We start from the raw sequence: 17,450 nt of genomic DNA on the forward strand, positions 1-17,450 counted from the left end.
TCATGGCGAACGTTATGGACTTCGACGATATGCTCCGCAAGATCAAGGATCGACAGTGGGCGCTGGCCGATATCGACTGGGATGCACCCGGCGCGGAGACGATTTCACCCGAGCTGCACGCCAAACTGAAGCCGTTCATGGCCGATCTGATGTGGATCGAGAACGTCGGCGCGCGCGGCTTCGCCGCCATGGCGAAGAAGGCGCCCAATGAGACGCTGCGCGAGATATACCGCTACTTCCACGCCGAGGAGCAGAAGCACGCCAATGCCGAACTCGCACTGATGCGGCGCTGGGGCATGCTCGACGGTGACGAAATTCCGCAGCCGAATGTGAACGTCAAACTGGTCATCGACTTCCTCGACCAGTACTCCGACGATATGTCGCTGTCATTCCTCGGCACGGTGATCCCGATGCTGGAGGTCGCCCTGGACGGCGCGCTGATCAAATTCATCATGGACGAGATCGAGGATCCGATCTGCCAGGAGGCGTTCAAGAAGATCAATGCCGACGAATCCCGACATCTGGCCGTGGACTTCGCGGTGATGGATCTGCTCGGCCACGCGCAGATGCGCAAGCTGCTCATCGATCTGGTCGGCGGCTGGGCCAAACCGACGTTCATCATCGGCGTGCTGAGCTATGTGCCGCTGCTGAACAAGATGCGCGACAACATCATCGAGATGGGCGTCGACGAGGAGAAGCTGTACGCGGCGCTCAAGCGTTACTCGAATGTCGGTGAGCGCAGCGAATTCGCGCGGCGGCTGCCGATGTATCAGATCGTCAAGATGCACGGCGGCTGGGTGATCAATCGCGACCATCCCTACCACCTGCTGGCAGATGCGCTGGTGAAGATCACCGCGCGGGTGCCGAAGGTGTTGCTGCGCAAAGACCCCACCTGGTCCAAGGAACTCACCTACAAGCCCGCGGCATGACGAGGGAAATGATGACCGACACGCTCGACGTCGCCGTCATCGGCGGCGGATTCGCCGGAATCGGCGCGGCGATTCGCTTGAAGCAAAAGGGAATCGGCGATTTCGCGATCTTCGAACGCGGCGCCGCTATCGGCGGTACCTGGCGCGACAACACCTATCCCGGTGCGGCGTGCGATATTCCGTCACGGCTGTACTCCTACAGCTTCGCGCCGAACCCGAACTGGTCGCACACCTATTCCGGCAGCAGTGAAATCCTCGGCTACATCGAGTCGATGGCCGCGCATTTCGGGCTGCACAAGCATTTTCGCTTCGGCCACAACGTCACCGGGATCGCGTTCGACGAGGACGCCGGGGCCTGGGATATCACGATCGAGGGCCGAACGGAGGCGGTCCGCGCCCGGACCGTGGTACTGGCCTCCGGCCCCCTGGCCAATGCGAGTCTGCCGAACATTCCGGGTATCGAGGACTACTGTGGGCACAAGATCCACAGTGCCCGTTGGGATCACGATTACGACTTCACCGGCAAGAAGGTCGCGGTCGTCGGCACCGGAGCCAGTGCGGTGCAGATCATTCCGGAACTGGTCGAGAAGGCGGCCTCGGTCAAGGTATTCCAGCGTACGCCGGGATGGGTACTGCCCCGGGTCAATCGGCGCACCACACCGTTGACCAGGGAGCTCTACCGCCGGCTGCCCGCTGCCGAATCCCTCTCGCGCCTGGCTTGGTTCTACGGGCACGAATCCGTTGCGCTCGGCGTCGTCTGGAATACCCCGCTGACCCGGGTGGTCGAGCTCGTCGGGCGGGCCCAACTGCGCAGGCAGGTCAAGGATCCGTGGCTGCGCCGCCAGCTCACCCCCGACTTCCGCGCCGGATGCAAGCGGCTGCTGATGACCGATGACTACTATCCGGCGCTACAACGCGACAACTGCAAGCTGATCACCTGGCCTATCGCCCGCATCGCCGAACACGGCATCCGCACCGCGGAAGGCATCGAGCACCAGGCCGATTGCCTCGTTTTCGCCACCGGATTCGATGTCTCCAAGACCGGCACGCCCATCCCGATCGTGGGCCGGAACGGACAGGTGCTCGCCGAGGAATGGCGGCGCGGCGCCTATGCCTACAAGAGCATCGCGGTCTCCGGGTACCCGAATCTGTTCTTCACCTTCGGGCCCAACTCGGGGCCGGGACATAATTCGGCACTGGTGTACATGGAGGCCCAGATCGACTATCTGGTCCGCGCCATCGGCACCATCCTCGACCGGAATCTGCGCATGCTCGACGTGCGCAGGGAGCGGCAGGACCGCTACAACGCCGCGATCCAGCGGCGGCTCGGCAGTACCACCTGGAACTCCGGCTGCCGCAGCTGGTATCTCACCGAGGACGGGTTCAACGCGACCATGTACCCGGGCTTCGCCACCCAGTACGTCGGTCAGCTGCGCACAGTGAACCTCGACGACTACCACGTCGTACCCGCGAGCGCGCGCAGCAAGCCACGGATCGCGGCGGTTTCCTAGGTGCCGGACGGCTGGCGCTTTCGAGCGACCTGCAAGCAATCGCTGCCGGCGGCCATGACGCTAGACTCGGTCGGTTCGAAGACCGAGTCCAGGCCGCCGGCGCAGCGTGCCGCAGTCGCTATGGGAGGTGATATCGGTGTCGGAGTATCGGATCGATGAGCTCGCCCGCGCCGCGGGCACCACATCCCGGAATGTGCGCGCCTACCAGGAACGCGGGCTGCTGCCGCCGCCGGTCGGCAAGGATGGCCGCGCCAGCATCTACGACGATTCGCATCTGGAGCGGCTGCGGCTCATCGACGCGCTGTTGCAGCGCGGCTTCACCACCGCCCATATCGCCGATTTCATCACCAGCTGGGAGACCGGCAAAGATCTCACCGAGGTGCTCGGCCTGCAGCATGCGGTGACGGCCGCATGGGCCAAGGACGAAACCTTCGAAGTTCCCCGCGAACTCATCGGCACCATTCTCGGCACCGATACCGACGAACTCGTCGACCGGCTGGCGGAGATGAAACTGGTGCGGATCGACGGCGATACCGTCGCCTTCACCGATACCGCACTGCTCACCTCGTTCGCCGAATTGCACGAATACGGCTTGGAGCTGCGCACGCTCATCGAGATCTACGCCAAAGTCGCCGACCACATCGATGACATCACCCACATCATGATCACGGCCGCCAAACAGCACATCGTCGACGAACACGGACCCGGCTGGCTTCCGGAGACCAGCAGCGAAATCGCCGACACCACAACGATGCTCAACAAGATGCGCGAACTGGCCGTCGCCTCGGTGCACGCCACCCTTGCCCGGTCGCTCGATGTCACGCTGCGCCGCGAGCTGGGCGATTACCTCGCCACCGCCGCGGAGCGCGAGCGCGGACGCACCGGCTCATTGCCCGATGTGCCTTGACCGCCAGCGAAATTCGCTGATCCCGCTGGGATCGCAGCCGACAGAGTCGGCCGGACGGGTGCGCGCTGGCCGCGGACGGTTGGTTTCGAGTACTCACGCCGCCGATTGCCGGAAGTCGGTGCGGCCGAGCGTTTCGTCTCGACAGGCCCGGTGCTCGGCACATAGGTAGGCGAATCCTGGCCGGATGAATGCCGGGTCCAGTCGCTGTGCGAACGTCAAGTTTTCGCGACGCCAGCAATCGCCGCATACCACTGTGTTCATGTGGCACCTCATTCCGCTCACGGGACGTGTGACGAGGAATTCCCAATTCCGGCGGACTCAATGCCATGTGAGCGCATGGCAACACAACCGTTACTTCGGACCGACATGCGGCGCGTGTCTGCGGCTCAGGGGACATCCTGCGTAACTACGGTGGTCCGCATGCGTGGTGCTATCGATTTCAGGACCTGATCACCTCATGCGGCAAACAGGTCCGAACGTGCCAACCGCCCCGTGCCGGATGCCGCTGCTGAGCCACAGTGTGGTCGCGCTGCGCCATGGGCTGGACTTCGTGATGTCGCTGGCCGAGATCGGGCTCATCGTGCGGATCTATCTCGGGCCGCGACCGGCCTACGTGCTCACCACCGCCGATCTGATCCGCGAAGTGAGCCTGGGCGAGGCGGGTGAATTCCACCGCGAGGAGCTGCGCGAGGCCATTCAGGACGTTATACCGATCCGGAGACCGGGACGCGGCTCTCCGATGCGGAGATCGTCGACGAACTGATCCTCATGCTCGCCGCCGGTGTCGGATCCACCGCATCGATCCTCGGCTGGGTCTGGTACGAGATCATGCGGAATCCGGAGATCGCGGCCGAACTCGGTCGTGAACTCGACGATTTCGTCGGGTCCGGCCCGGTCCACGCCGAACACGTGGCCACCCTGCCGTATCTGCACCTGGTGATCCTGGAAACGCTGCGCTGCTGGGGTCCGTGGGTCAGCACCCTTACCGCCGACGGCGAGGTCACCATCGGTGGCACCACGCTGCCCGACGGCTCGCTGGTCGTGTTCAGTCCCGCGATGACAGGGTGTTCGACCATCGGTCAATCATCCGAAGCGCCTCTGGATTTGCGCCGAGGTACCGGAACCGCAGGTACCAATCGTGGCACTGGTGGCAGCGGCGAAGACATGGGTGAGGCTTGGAACGCCTGGATCATCAGGGCAGCGAAGCGTCGGGACGCCGCGATTCGTGCTGCCGGTGTGCCGGCGCGGATGCCGCTGTCGGCCATCATCATGAGGATCATGTCGTCCAGGACGATATCGGGGCGCAGGCGGCCGGTGTCCTTGGCGCGGCGAATCAGTTCGGCAGCGCCGGTCAGCGAGGACGTCCGGATCGCGGCGAAGTCCATCGCGTGCGGGAAGGTCGACATGAAGGCCGCGGTGAAGCCTCGATCGTGCGCTTGCAGCTCACAGATCTTCTCGACCACGAGACAGAAGCCGTGCCACGGATCCGGGTCGGCCAGGCCCTCGTCCACGATCGACCGGCACGCGCACATCTGGTCGGTGAACGCCTCGGCGACCAGCATCTGCTTGGTCGGGAAGTGACGGTAGAGGGTCGCGGGGCCGACGTCGGCGCGCCGGGCGATGGTCCGCATCGGCACGTCCAGGCCGTCGGTGACGAATACCGCGCGAGCCGCGGCGAGGATGCGTTCACGGTTGTCCCGGGCATCGGAACGCTGGGTGTGAGACAAACGAGCGGTCACCGCTCTCACTTTAGCCGAAACGGACGGTAGCGTCCGTTACGGTCCGTTGGTCGGTACCCGATCGAAAAGCATACGGAGACAACAGTGAAAGCAGTGACGGTCCAAACGTTCGGCGGCCCCGAGACCCTCGCGATCGTCGACCTCCCCGACCCGAGTCCGGCCGACGGACAGGTACTGATCACCACCGAGGCGATCGGCGTCGGCGGTCTCGACACCCTGCTCCGAAGCGGCGCACTGGCCGGATACGGATACACACCCGGTCACGTCCTCGGCAACGAGATCGCAGGCACGGTCGCCGCTGTCGGCGCGGGCGTCGACAGCGCCTGGGTCGGTCGGCGCGTGTGGACGTCCACCGGCGCCGGCGGCGGCTACGCCGAAGGCGGCTACGCCGAACACGTCGTCGCCGCGGCCGCGACGCTCATCCCCCTCCCGGCCGCCTTGTCGGCTGTCGACGCGGTGACGCTCGGCAGCTCTGCGATGGTGGCCCACTTCGCGTTGCGCCATGCCCATTTCGCGCGCGGTGAGTCGGTGCTGGTACGCGGCGCGGCCGGTGGCATCGGCGTCATGGCGGTCCAGCTCGCGGCTCGGGCCGGAGCGGGTGCGGTCGCAGTCACCACCTCGTCGGCCGAGCGCGGCGACCGCCTGCGCACGCTCGGCGCGACACACGTGCTGGACCGCCTCGGCGTGGGACCCGAGGGTGCGCCCGCGGGCTACGACGTCATCATCGATATCGTCGCCGGCGCGAATCTGCCGTCGTTCTTCGCCAGGCTCGAGCCGAACGGTCGCATGGTGGTCGTCGGCGCGATGGCGGGACAACCGCCCGCGGACTTCGGCATGGAGATGGTCACGGCCTTCCAGAAGTCGCTGTCGTTCGCGACCTTCAGCGCCGACACCGTGCCCGCACCCGACCAACATGCCGTGATCACCGAACTGTTCGCCGCCGCGAGTCGCGGCGAGCTGGAAGCCGTTGTGCACGAGGTGCTTCCGCTCGAGCAGGCCGTGCTGGCCCACCAGAAAATGGAAGCAGGCGAGGTGTTCGGCAGGATCGCGCTCACACCATCGCGGAGGTAGGCCCCGCCGCAGCGCCGGATTCCGGTCATCTGGCCCGCAACCCGGAGTCGGAGCGGTCGGTCCTGACGAGCGTCGGGATCGGCATTGATCTCGGCTCGGCGCGCTTACCGATGGGCTGACGGGTTCGGGCCGAGATCAGCTGCAGGGATCGAACTTACGTCAGCGTGAGCGCCTGGGCTATCAGCACGATGTAGGACGTCAGAATGAACAGGACGGCCGGGAGCACCGGGTAGTCGGGCCGGGTGCCGCGCAGGAACTTCAGTGCGCCCCAGATCGGAAGCAGTAGAAGCGCCAAGGGAATCCACGCGATGACCGCCTGAGCCGACGAGTACGTCCATGGTTGGACGAGGACGATATCGGTGAGCGCGGCGACCGCGGCGCACAGCAGCCCGAAGGCAGTACTGCCGATGGGGCCGAGGGCGTTGGAGTAGAAGAGTTCGTCTGGGCGGGGCGTTCGGGAAGTCTTGCGGGCGAACTCGAATTGGAGGAACGCGCCCGCGAAGATCAGGGCGACGGCGGCGGTCCGCCAGGTGGCGCGGACTTCGCCGGTGTCCGCGGCGGAGAGGATGACGTAGGCGGTGACGAGGAGCTGGACCGGATAGGTGACGGCCAGATTCACCAGGATGTCGGTCCGAATGGTGACCGACAGGCGTTCGAGGCCCCACAGGGCCAGACCATAGGCGAGGACGGCGGCGATCATGAGCGCCGATAGCGCCGACAGGGTGAGGCTGGCGGCTATCGCCCCGACGGCGATGACGGTCATCGCTGCGCGCAGTTCGGTGGCGGTGATCGCGCCGGTGACCAGCGGGCGGTCCGGGTTGTGGACGCGGTCGTAGTCGAGGTCCTTCTGTTCGTCGACCATGCGCAGATACAGCAGGACGAAGGCGACGACGACGATCCGCAACACCGTGGACCCGGTCGGATGCCACGACGAATCCGGTTGCGACACCAGGGCCGCGGTGCCCTCCAGCGCCAGCACCCAGAGCACGCCGTAAAGGAGGTAATGCGGCTTGTACATCACCGCGGTGAAGCGACCGATGCGAACGACCGAGTCCACGAGACCGGGAGACCAAGCGGTGCGCTCACTCATCCGTCGGTCCACCGGTCCCACATGGTCACCTCCGTGGCCGGAGTGCGCCGCGGGCCCGGCCCCCGAGTACCGGGCAGCAAATGTGCGACCGGCAGCATCGCGACCTGGGTGACCTGGTCGAACGGAATCCCGAGCAGATCGGCGATCTCCCGCTCGTAGGCCAGGTGCGCGGTCGTCATGGTGGAACCGAACCCACGTTCGTGCAGTGCGAGCATGAAGTTCCATACCGCCGGATAGATCGAGCCGTAGAAGCTGGCGAGCAGCAGCGGGGCGGCGTTCGCGGGCGGGCGCCCCAGGGAGCAGACGATGACCAGGGCGGGAACCTCGTGCAGGTGCGCGGCGAGGTGCTGGCCCGAGGCCAGATCGCCGAGCTGGTCCGGGCGGGGTGTGCGCGCGGAAAGGTAAGCGGCGAAACCCTTTCGGTAGTACTCGCCGATCTGCCGCTTGGTCTCCGGATCCTCGACGACGAGGAAGCGCCACGGCTGACGGTTGGTGCCACTCGGGGCATGCACCGCGACGTCCAGGCAGTCCAGCAGATCCTGGCGCGCGACCGGGCGGGTCAGGTCGAGGCGGCGGCGGAAGGCACGGGTGGTGGTCAGCAGGTCGGTGCCCTTGAACTCCTCACCCATCAGACGCCTTCGGTATCGGGCTCGGAAACCAAGGTGTCCTCGGCGAATTCGAGATCGATCTGGGCGGCAACGGCATCGGCCTGATGGATCTCGCAATGGATCACGAGACTGCCCGCACCTTGATCGGTGATCTCCGCGGTGCATTCCGCGGGCAGGTCCAACTCGACGAACCGGTCGAAAGTGCTTGCCACACATTCGAGTTGGGGTAGGTCACGCACGATCATCGACAATGCGGTCTGACGGCACGCCTCGATCAGCAGGCTACCGGGGACATGGTCGAGCTGGTGGTCGAACAGGAAGGGATGGCCGAGGTCGGGAACGAGCGTCGCCCTGGCGACCGCACCGGTGCGCACCGGCGGGCCGATCACCACATTGCGCCAGTTCTCCCGGCCCACCGCGGATGGTGCGGCGCGTTCGCTGAGCGCCAGAGCACCGTGAAATGGGCCGAGCCCGAGGCTTTCCCGAAATCCGCTGCGCAATGCCGACCACTGCCGTGCGGTCACCCAGGAGAAGGATCCGTCGACCGTCAGCATCGGCTCGCCGTCGGATTCGATCTCGAGGACCATATCGACGCCGTGCAGTACGCCACCGCGCTGGTGTCGCTGCGGAACTCGCACCCGCATGACCAGATCCGCTGGCGCGGTGCCGACCTCCCAGGCCACCGTGTCGGAGCCGGTGCCGTTGAAAGTGCGCACCACGAATGCCATTTCGGGTGGTACGCCATAGAACTTGTGCGTCAATGCGATCGCGGTCTGCCGCGCAGCCTCCATCACCACCAGCGGATCGTGGCGCACCGCGAGCGATCCGGCGTGGTCGCCGTAATAGGCGTGCATTCTGGGCAATTGGGCCCCGGCGATATAGGTGTGTTCGGCCACTTCGTCCAGCGAGGTGACGAATACCTCCGAGACCGCGCATCGGTGCGCGAGTTCCCGGGAGATCGTGCGGGTATGGCTTGCCGTCTGCACGGCGGCCGCTTCTGTGGTCACGGTCGACCCTCCAACCAATCTTCGGCCGACACCGGCCGCAACATCTGCGGCTCGGTGCCGCTGCGCATGGGAAGTACATAGGATCCGAGCACGATCGCCGACCACGGATCGAGATCGCGGCCCTCGGCCCAGGCCAGATACAGCAGCTGCGCGCAGTCCGCATCCGCCGCCGGATCGAAGCCCGGTGGGGCCGTGTGGCCGCCCCGTTCGAGATCGTGCAGCATTCGGTCGAGCGCGTCCGCCCGCTCGAAGCTGCGCGCCGGTGTACGCGCATACAGGTCCTGCGCGATCGCGATCGCATCCGTCGAGCGGTCCTCGCCCGTGCCGGCCTGCGCGATCATCCTCGCCCTACTCCACTCGTCCAGGTAGATGGCGAGTTCCCGCAGGACATCCGCCGGATCGTCAGGTGAATGCACCAGATTCAGCAGATAGTTATGGCGGCCGAGCACATACCGCAGCTCACCCGGGCGGCGCTTGCGGGGATCGGTGGCGCCCTTCGCTTCGGTGAGCCGCACCGGAACCGGCAGTGCACCGTCGGATCCGTGCACAACGAGCACCAGCACATCCGAGATGCCGACCAGCAGATCCGCGAGGCGACGACGTTCGGGTGAGGCGATATTCCAGGCGAAGTACCACAGCGCGCGGGCCAGATGCCGGTCCACCGGGATGCGGTATGCGCCGACGACGCGAAATCCGTTGTCGGCCAACCAGTTCAGCGTCGGCTCGACGGAGCGGGCGACGATCGCGTCCGGCTTGAGCAGCAGCAGCGAATGCTCCCTGGCGAATTTGGCCGCATCGACGCCGAGCCGGTCGAGCTGGTCGACCGATTCCTGGACGTAGGTGTCGGCGATATACGCGTCGACCTTCTCCGGCGACGGCGTGAGCGCGCTCAGCAGCTGCCGCATCGGCTCGGGTGTTGTGGCACTCACTGTGCGGCTCCGTCGAAGTCGTTGCTGGCCAGGACATCCTCGATCGAGGGCAGCGGAATTCCCAGGTATCCCGATTCCAGGCAATAGTCCAGCAGCAACCGCAGATACTCCTTGCCACTCGGTGGGGACGGTTGGCCGAGTAGGACCTCGGCGTGGGTGGTATCGAATACCAGGCGACGCCGGAAGTAGCTGGTGTACAGCGAACCGATGCGGCGGTAGTACTCCCGCTCGATCGGCGCGAGGTCGTCCTCGGAAAACGTCGCCTCCGGTACGAAGGTGGCGACCTCGAACGACGGATATTCGGCGAGCACATCGGACACCTCGCGCAGGGACAGGGTATCGCGGCCGAGGGCATGCAGCGTACGGTTCTGTGCGGAGTCGAAATCCAGTACCGCAGCGGCGATGACATCGGCGACGTGATCGACCGGCGCCAGCGACAGCGTCGCATCGTAGCGGCCGGGTAGCGAACGGAGTTTGCCCTCGACCATGAGTTTCACGACGGTGTAGAGGTTCTTGTACTCCCGGATGGCGCCGGTATCGCTGGCGCCGGTCACGATGCCCGGGCGCACGATCACCCACGGCAGGCCGTGCTTGCCCGCTGCCCGAACCAGCTGTTCGGCGCGAAACTTGCTCTCCTCGTAGCCATTTCCGAAGGTCTGGGCTGCCTCCAGCTCGTCCTCGGTGACGGTGCCGCCGCGCATACCGCAGACGTAAGCGGTGCTGACGTGCACCAGCGGCACATCCCATTGGCGGGCGAGTGCGATGGCGTTGGCGGTGCCACGCACATTGAGTTCCTCGTATTCCGCCGCCGACGCGTCGAATGCTGTTGTCGCCGCACAGTGCACGATGGTGCCGACCCGCTCGGACAGATCCGCGGCGACACCGTCGGCCAGGCCGAATCCGGGCACCCGGACGTCACCCGCGATTGCGGTACCCGCCTCGATCAGGGTGCCGTCATTGCGCACGATGGTCGAATTACTGTGCAGCACAGCGGCAACCGGCCGGCTCGCGGCAGCCAGCCGCGCCACCACCTCCGCGCCGACCGAACCCGCCGCGCCGGTCACCAGGACGGTATCGCCCGGACTCATCCGCGCACCTCGTCAACCGCCGCCAAAGTGCCGGAAACCAGGGCGATCACCGCATCGACCCGGCGGACACCGACCAACTCTTCCGGCCGGTAGCGTGGCAGCGCGAACGCCCGCTCCAGGACGACCGTGAGCTCCATCAGACGCAGCGAATCGAATCCGAGGTCTTCCACGAGGCGGTGCTCATCGGCCAGTTCGGCCGGTGGTTCGGGGGCCATGGCCAAGACGATTCTGCGCACCTTCTCGGCGGGACCGCCCGTCACCCGGTCACCACCCGCCGTCGAATCGCTGCGCGAAACTGCCTTCATGCGGGTTCTCCCTCCCGGAGATGAGGTTGTTGGCCACCGGAAGTCAGCAGATCGCGGGCCTCGTCCAGGGGCAGGTCGGTGTCGAGGTAGCCAGCGATACGCAGCCAGTCGTAGCCGATCGCCAGGGTGCGCCGCCATTGCTCACGCGAATCGAAGGAGGCCGGAAATCCCGTCGACGCATCGGAACCAGCGGCGACCCACCGGACCAAGGTGACGAAGTCATCGAGGATCGCCAGCCCGGCGATGGTATCGCCGCCGGTGCCGATGATCTCCGAGAAGCGCACCCGCCGTGCCGATTCGAGCTGTGCCAGTAGATCGTCGCGGCGCGTGGCGTGCTGCGGCAACAGCCGCCGCAGGGTCGGCGCGGGCGCGACGTCGGCGGGCAGCGGGTGAATCCCGAATGCGGACAACAGGACCCGCACGGCCATCGCGATCAGCCGATGGGCGGCGATATCGGCGACCGCACCCTGGGAGTTCTTGACCGCACCCGCGAGATCCTCCCTGGCGTTCTCCAGGACGATATTCGACCACACCAGATTCAGCGCACATTCGGTGAATCTGGTTGCGGGCAGCGGCGATAGCGTCGCAATCACATCGTCGCGCGCCGCGCCGGTCAGACCGAGCGCTGGCGCGGCGGGGCTCGGCACCGGCGTATACGGCTTGACCGGCTTGCACATGGCCAGTGCGGGTTCGACGAGTTCGCCACCGCGCCACTGCAACCCGACCAAACCGAGCCTGAGGAATTCGAGTAGGTCCTCGGCGATATCGTGCTCGGCACGGGCGAGGACATCGCGCAGTGAGTGCCGGAATACCACCGAGCGCCAGGCGGGAGCGGCGCGGTCCGAGAGCGCGAAGACATCTCGGTCGTCACGGATCACATGCACGCGACCGCCGATCGTCCAGGTTGTCACCCGGGGTGTTCGTGCGAACACGAGCTGATGTGGATCGTCGGCCACCTCGGGGACACCGAGCGCGGCGGCCAACTCCCGAACCTGTTCCCACCGCACCTGCTCGGCGGGGGTGCTCAGTTCGTGATAGCGATCGATCAGCTCGTCGCGACCGATGCGGGCGAGCTGATGCGGCAGCCATTTGGTCTCCAGATAGCTTTCGCCCCTGCGGGCCGCCCAACCCTTCATGGCCTGTAGCAGTCCATCGCGCGCCCAGTCCGCGGCCTCGTCGCCCGCGTGCAATGCCCGCAGCGCGACCGCGTACCTCAGCGCCTGCGTCGCGCGCTGGGTCCACCAGTCGGCGATCAGCATGGTGAAGTTCGAATGCGGCAGCAGTGCACGCAGTTCCGCGATATCGGGCGCTCCGGACTCGACCACGGTCGCGCGCAGGAAGCGCTGACACCGGTTGAGCAGATCCTCGTCGAGCTTGTCCGGATCTCCTGCCGCCTGCGCCAGCTGATTGCGCACCTGCGCCTCGGACCGGGTCCGCACCTCCACGCGCCGACCGTCGATGAACAACACCGTCGGCAACGTCGGCAGATCTTCCTCACCTGGTGCGACGACCAGGAAATCGACATCGGATCCGGCGTTGCCGAATCCCTCCGCCAGCGATCCTTCGAACAGCATGGTCGAATCACGCGGCACCACAACACTTTCCAGTGCCCGATCGAGCAGTTGTCGTACGCGCTCGGCGGGCAGGGCAGGCTCGGGCACCGCATCGTCGGTACCGGCACTCACCGAACGCGGTTCCGACTTCGCGGCATCTTCGGCCGCGTGCACCGTCGCGTCCGCCAACGCACCGTCCACGAACAGCTGCCACATGTGCCGACGCCGTGGTTTACCGCTGGACGTGCGGCGAATGATGCCGCGCGGTCCGGTCACGATGGTCACCGTCTGCGCCGGGCCGAGTTCACCGCGAATGATCCTGCGCGCCTCGGCGAGCCAATCACCGGGTGCCGATTCGGCGAACAATGCGATGCCCTGGGCACCGGCCTCGGTGATCGCGACGGCGGCGAGTTTGCCCTTGGTGATCCCGGTTTCCTGAGCGACCCGGGATTCGATGTCCTCCATGAACACCGACCGGCCGCGCACCTTCAGGCTCGACCCCATCCGGCCGAGTACGAAAACCTCACCGTTGTGCAGGAATCCCGCATCACCGCTGAACAGCACGCTTTCGACGATCCTGGTGGACGAACCGGCGTCCGGTTCGCCGGAGTAGCCGAGTGCGACCGAATCGCCGACCACGATCATCTCGCCGAGGATGCCGTCCGGTAGTTCCCGGCCGTGTTCATCCACCACCCGCACAGTCGATTCGGGTGTCGAGTACCCGAGTCCGGTGATCCATCCGGAGCCCTCGACGCGGTGGGTGTCGTCGAGCAGCTCTTCGGCCAGGATCGTAATCGGTTCGCCGAAGCGCAGATTCGGATTGTCCAGCCGCAGGGCGGTGATGGGCCGATTGCGTGCGGAGGAGGTCACCATCAGCGTCGCCTCGGCCAGACCATAGGCAAGTGTGTACGCATTGGTCGAAAAGCCTCGGCTGCCCGCAAGATTCGCAAACGACTGGAGATCGGCCACTTCGACCGGTTCGGAACCCACCGCCAGCGTGCGCCATCCGGACAGGTCCAGGTCCGCGATCTCTTCCGGCGCGACCCGATGCGCCACATAGCCGAGCGCGAAGGACGGCGACGGCGTGTGCTGGGCCTGCGTCATGGCACGCAACCAGCGCGCGGGGTCACGGACGAACTGGTCGGGGCGCATCAGATACAGATCGCCCTGATTGGTCACGGTGGTGAGGAACGCGCCGACCAGACCCATATCGTGATAGAGCGGCAGCCAGGAGACCATCGTCTCGCCGGAGCGCCAGTCGATCAGCGTGGAGATCATCGCGATATTGTTGGCCAGGTTGTGCCAGCTGACCCGCACCCCGCGCGGCGTTCCGGTGGACCCGGAGGTGAATTGCAGCAGCGCGCATTCGTCGGGCTCCCCGAATTCGCGGACCTCGGGTGCCGGGCCCAGTTTCGCAGCGTCGATCACCAGCGGCTCGTCGGTGCGGCCGGCCACGGTCGCGGCCCTGCGCACCAACTCTTCGAATTCGGTCGAGGTCACCACCAGTCGCGGCCGGGCCTGTTCGAGAATGGCCGCGATATGGGCGATGATCTGGTCGAGGTCGCCGAACATCGGCGGCGCGACCGGTGTGAACACCCCGCCGCATGCCCACACCGCGTAGAACGCTGCGGCACAAGGGAATCCGGTCGGCATGATCACGCACGCGCCGGCACCGCTGCCCATACCGTGTTCGCGCATGCGCGCCGCGATCGACCAGGTCAGCTCGGCGAGATCGGCATAGCTGCGGTACTCCCAGCCGTCGGCCTCATCGGCCAGATAGATCCCGGTGTGCTGCGCCGGACGGGCTAGCCAATTACGAACTGCGGCAACGTCTTTATCAGGGTTCATTCCGCAGATCTCCTTCGGACAGCACAGTCACTGTCCCGTTTGTACCATCCACCCGAATTCGCATACCGGACCGTATCTTCTTGGTCAGATCCTTGACTTGAACCACCGTCGGCACTCCCAACTCCCGCGCCACGATCGCGACATGGGTGAGGGGGCTGCCGCGCTCGATGACCAACGCCGACGCCGAGGGCAGCGCGGCCACCCAACCGGGATCGGTGCGGTATGCAACCAGGATGCCGCCTGCGACGTCGCGCGGCTCGTCGACGACCACCGCATTGCCCTCGACGAGCCCGGATGCCGATGGCGTGCCGGGCAGGACGGTGCCGACGGTCGCGGCCGGAGTATCGGCGACCGGCACCCAGCCCTGGCGCGCGAGTTCGGCCCGCCCGAAGGTCGAGCCGGTGGTGACGAACCGTGCCGGAGCCACCAACTCGGCGTCCCTGGCGCGCTGCGCCTTCCGTGCGGCGACCAGCTCACGCAGACCGCTGGTGTCGGCGCCCTCGTAGCAGCCGCGCAACTCCTGCACGGTCAGCGAGAAGACGTCACCGAATTCGTCGATGACCTCGCGGGTGACCAGATCCCGGCCCATCACCCGGATCATCCGCTTGACCATGCCGAAAGCCCTGGTGCGGCAGAACCGCAGCCGCTCGCGATGGGCGGCGCAGCGATTCACCTTGCCGCGCAGGCGTTCATAGATCCGGCGCCGGAATCCGTGCAGATTGGCATCGAGGTATTCGTCGGCTTCGGTACTGCGGCTGTGCTGTGCGGCCTCGCCGACGCGCCCGATCGTACTGCGCAACATGATGAACAGGCTCGCGGGATCCTCACGCAGGTCCGGTGTTTCGAGCTTGAGCTCGTCCAGACTGCGATAGCCGTAGCGGTCTATGTAGTCCTCGACTCGGCCGAGGAGTTCGGCGCGATCAACCAACGCATCGTAGATCTGTTCCGGCGGTGTCGAATTGATCAGTGACACCAGTTCGGGGTCGGTGCGGACGAACTGTGCCAGCTCGGTCATGGCACGGGCCGGTTCGGCGGATTCGACATCCGCGCCGGGGCCGACCACGGCGTACAGGAACCATTCCGGCGCCTTCGGCAGCAGCAGCTTGGTCAGTAGATACATCAGACCGGTAGTGGTCAGCAGGATCGCGTCGAGGACCATCAGCGGGCCCCAGCGGTCGACCAGGTCGCGGTCGACCTTGCGGTAGGCCGCGTACGCCTGCTCACCGGTCAGCGTCGAATAGTCGAGCGCGTCGTATTCGTCGTACACGCGATAGAAGTCGGCCATGAAGCGCTCGACCATCTCGTCGATGCCGAACAACCGCCGCACATAGGTGACCGTGGTGACAGCGCGCGACCGCAGTCGAGCCAGGGGCGTGCGGAAGGTGAACGGGCGCAGGGTCTTCGCGATCTCGTCGGGCAGCGGTTCATCGACGCCGAGCGCCGCCTCGAGCACCTTGCGGTTCAACGGATATCCGGGTGCGATGCCGACCATCCGGTACCAGTGCAGCAGGTTGTAGTAGACCCTGCCGTGAAAGTAGCCGAGCAGCACCGGAGTCCAGCGATCGGTCTGGCGCAGTTGCTCGGCGGGCACCCGCAGCGACTTCGCGTAGCCGTGATACACGCGGCCGTAGATATCGGCCGCCGTCGTATAGGTCAGCGGGGAGGTGATGCCGCTGAAACTCTCAATGATGTTGGAGTTGTCCCAGATTCGCTGTTCGCCGTCGGGGACCGCCTCACCGGCGCCGCGCAGCACCGTGCCGCGCACCGCACCGTCGCCGACCGCCGTGGTGATCGGCCGTGACTGCAGCAACCAGAGCCCGTCGGCATCGATGGCCCACTCGATGTCCTGTGGCGCACCGATATCGGCCTCCAGCTTGCGTCCCCACTCCACCAACTCGGCCAGTTCGGGATCCGAGAGCACGGCGCTCTCGCGGCGCTGCTGCTCGACCTCCAGCACCGCGTAGCCCTGCTCTGCGGCGGGTGCGTAGGTCCGATCCTTGTCCCCCACAGTCGTTTCCAGCACCGTGCCGGAGGACTTGTCGACCACCACCGAATCGGCGTCCACCGCGCCCGACACCAACCCCTCGCCGAGGCCGTACACCGCGCTGACGACCAATTCGTCGGTGGCGCCGGTGATCGGGTTCGCGGTGAACATCACGCCGCTGCAGCGCGCATCGATAAGGCGTTGCAGGACAACGGCTATGGCGGCGGCACGCGGCTGTCCGTGCGCGAAGGCGTAGCGGATGGATCTTTCCGAGAACGCCGAGGCCCAGCAGTCGCGCACGTGCCGCGCGACCGCATCGACGCCGTTGATATTGAGGAACGAGTCGAACTGACCCGCGTAGGAGTGGCCGGGGCCGTCCTCGACGAGCGCCGAGGATCGGACCGCGATCGCGCTGGCGCCGAGGCGCGCGTAGGCGTCGCCGATCAACTCGAGGACCGTCGGCGGCAGCGGCGCGGCGACGATCGCGGCGCGCACTTCCGCACCGGCGGTCAGCGCCGCGGCCAAGTCATCCGATGATGTGACATTCACCACAAGCGCCGCCAGATCGGCGTCGGCGGTGGTCTCGATAAGGAACCGGTTGAAAACGTCGGTGCCGAGCACCGCCCAGTCCGGGACGCGGAAGCCACCGTTGTGCAAGGTGTACAAACCACGTGCTTTCCCCCCGGCCAGCGCGGCAAACGTCGCTGAGTCGGTCCACGGTCCAAGAACCTGCAAGTCATCTCTCCCATCACCCCCCGTTCACCGCACCGGAGCAGGCGCTCCGGCACAACAAGGCAGAGCAAACCGAAGGGGCTGTCTGGATATATCCGAGATTTCAGTCTGACGTTAGCCCGCAATCCTGTGGTACTGGTTGCCGAAAG

The 17,450-nt window shown here is 66.0% G+C and carries 14 protein-coding genes and 1 pseudogene; 6 read left to right on the forward strand and 9 right to left on the reverse strand.

The window, feature by feature from the left end:
- Positions 1-2: 2 nt before the first annotated feature.
- The 5 genes and pseudogenes from ACQP1G_RS36185 to ACQP1G_RS36205 all read left to right on the forward strand — a co-directional run.
- Positions 3-929 (forward strand): ferritin-like domain-containing protein, encoded by a 927-nt coding sequence (locus tag ACQP1G_RS36185; protein WP_433194170.1) that lies wholly within the window; start codon positions 3-5, stop codon positions 927-929.
- Positions 926-2,440: a flavin-containing monooxygenase gene (locus ACQP1G_RS36190; protein WP_433194171.1), complete on the forward strand. Its 1,515-nt coding sequence runs from the start codon at positions 926-928 to the stop codon at positions 2,438-2,440. The genes ACQP1G_RS36185 and ACQP1G_RS36190 overlap by 4 nt, the downstream gene beginning before the upstream one ends.
- Before the next feature lie 136 nt (positions 2,441-2,576).
- A complete protein-coding gene (locus ACQP1G_RS36195; RefSeq protein WP_433194172.1) occupies positions 2,577-3,347 on the forward strand; it encodes a MerR family transcriptional regulator in 771 nt (256 codons plus the stop codon).
- Between the two features lie 478 nt (positions 3,348-3,825).
- The gene (locus ACQP1G_RS36200) at positions 3,826-4,110 is read left to right on the forward strand and encodes a hypothetical protein (protein WP_433194173.1); all 285 of its coding nucleotides are present in this window, start codon (positions 3,826-3,828) and stop codon (positions 4,108-4,110) included.
- A 5-nt stretch (positions 4,111-4,115) separates the two neighbouring features.
- Positions 4,116-4,340: pseudogene (locus tag ACQP1G_RS36205) on the forward strand (cytochrome P450); the annotation flags it as partial.
- A gap of 86 nt (positions 4,341-4,426) precedes the next feature.
- Here ACQP1G_RS36205 and ACQP1G_RS36210 read toward each other — a convergent pair.
- Entirely contained in the window at positions 4,427-5,086 is a 660-nt protein-coding gene (locus ACQP1G_RS36210; protein WP_433194174.1) for a TetR/AcrR family transcriptional regulator, read from the reverse strand.
- Positions 5,087-5,170: 84 nt separating this feature from the next.
- Between ACQP1G_RS36210 and ACQP1G_RS36215 the strand changes: the two genes are divergently transcribed.
- The gene (locus ACQP1G_RS36215; RefSeq protein WP_433194175.1) at positions 5,171-6,157 is read left to right on the forward strand and encodes a zinc-binding dehydrogenase; all 987 of its coding nucleotides are present in this window, start codon (positions 5,171-5,173) and stop codon (positions 6,155-6,157) included.
- 154 nt (positions 6,158-6,311) lie between these two features.
- On the opposite strand, the gene ACQP1G_RS36220 is transcribed toward ACQP1G_RS36215, so the two are convergent.
- From ACQP1G_RS36220 to ACQP1G_RS36255, 8 genes are read right to left on the reverse strand one after another with little or no spacing between them, the layout of a single operon-like run.
- The gene (locus ACQP1G_RS36220; protein ID WP_433194176.1) at positions 6,312-7,247 is read right to left on the reverse strand and encodes a hypothetical protein; all 936 of its coding nucleotides are present in this window, start codon (positions 7,245-7,247) and stop codon (positions 6,312-6,314) included.
- Positions 7,244-7,876: a nitroreductase family protein gene (locus ACQP1G_RS36225; RefSeq protein WP_433194177.1), complete on the reverse strand. Its 633-nt coding sequence runs from the start codon at positions 7,874-7,876 to the stop codon at positions 7,244-7,246. Before ACQP1G_RS36225 ends, ACQP1G_RS36220 begins: the two co-directional genes overlap by 4 nt.
- On the reverse strand, positions 7,876-8,862 hold the full coding sequence (locus tag ACQP1G_RS36230) for a ScbA/BarX family gamma-butyrolactone biosynthesis protein (protein ID WP_433194178.1): 987 nt from the start codon (positions 8,860-8,862) through the stop codon (positions 7,876-7,878). Before ACQP1G_RS36230 ends, ACQP1G_RS36225 begins: the two co-directional genes overlap by 1 nt.
- A complete protein-coding gene (locus ACQP1G_RS36235) occupies positions 8,859-9,791 on the reverse strand; it encodes a nucleoside-diphosphate kinase (RefSeq protein WP_433194179.1) in 933 nt (310 codons plus the stop codon). The genes ACQP1G_RS36230 and ACQP1G_RS36235 overlap by 4 nt, the downstream gene beginning before the upstream one ends.
- A complete protein-coding gene (locus tag ACQP1G_RS36240; RefSeq protein WP_433194180.1) occupies positions 9,788-10,879 on the reverse strand; it encodes an SDR family oxidoreductase in 1,092 nt (363 codons plus the stop codon). Before ACQP1G_RS36240 ends, ACQP1G_RS36235 begins: the two co-directional genes overlap by 4 nt.
- Positions 10,876-11,184 (reverse strand): acyl carrier protein, encoded by a 309-nt coding sequence (locus tag ACQP1G_RS36245; RefSeq protein ID WP_433194181.1) that lies wholly within the window; start codon positions 11,182-11,184, stop codon positions 10,876-10,878. The genes ACQP1G_RS36240 and ACQP1G_RS36245 overlap by 4 nt, the downstream gene beginning before the upstream one ends.
- Entirely contained in the window at positions 11,181-14,585 is a 3,405-nt protein-coding gene (locus ACQP1G_RS36250) for an AMP-binding protein (RefSeq protein ID WP_433194182.1), read from the reverse strand. The genes ACQP1G_RS36245 and ACQP1G_RS36250 overlap by 4 nt, the downstream gene beginning before the upstream one ends.
- Positions 14,575-17,304 (reverse strand): phosphoenolpyruvate synthase, encoded by a 2,730-nt coding sequence (locus ACQP1G_RS36255; protein ID WP_433194183.1) that lies wholly within the window; start codon positions 17,302-17,304, stop codon positions 14,575-14,577. The genes ACQP1G_RS36250 and ACQP1G_RS36255 overlap by 11 nt, the downstream gene beginning before the upstream one ends.
- Between the last annotated feature and the right edge of the window lie 146 nt (positions 17,305-17,450).

This window comes from Nocardia sp. CA-107356 (genome assembly GCF_050946365.1).
Lineage (GTDB): Bacteria > Actinomycetota > Actinomycetes > Mycobacteriales > Mycobacteriaceae > Nocardia.

Excerpts from the sequence above, each read along its gene's own strand:
- ACQP1G_RS36185 (WP_433194170.1), top strand. The coding sequence starts at position 3 with ATGGCGAACGTTATGGACTTCGACGATATGCTCCGCAAGATCAAGGAT.
- ACQP1G_RS36190 (WP_433194171.1), top strand. The coding sequence starts at position 926 with ATGACGAGGGAAATGATGACCGACACGCTCGACGTCGCCGTCATCGGC.
- ACQP1G_RS36220 (WP_433194176.1), bottom strand. The coding sequence starts at position 7,247 with ATGAGTGAGCGCACCGCTTGGTCTCCCGGTCTCGTGGACTCGGTCGTT.
- ACQP1G_RS36225 (WP_433194177.1), bottom strand. The coding sequence starts at position 7,876 with ATGGGTGAGGAGTTCAAGGGCACCGACCTGCTGACCACCACCCGTGCC.
- ACQP1G_RS36240 (WP_433194180.1), bottom strand. The coding sequence starts at position 10,879 with ATGAGTCCGGGCGATACCGTCCTGGTGACCGGCGCGGCGGGTTCGGTC.
- ACQP1G_RS36245 (WP_433194181.1), bottom strand. The coding sequence starts at position 11,184 with ATGAAGGCAGTTTCGCGCAGCGATTCGACGGCGGGTGGTGACCGGGTG.
- ACQP1G_RS36250 (WP_433194182.1), bottom strand. The coding sequence starts at position 14,585 with ATGAACCCTGATAAAGACGTTGCCGCAGTTCGTAATTGGCTAGCCCGT.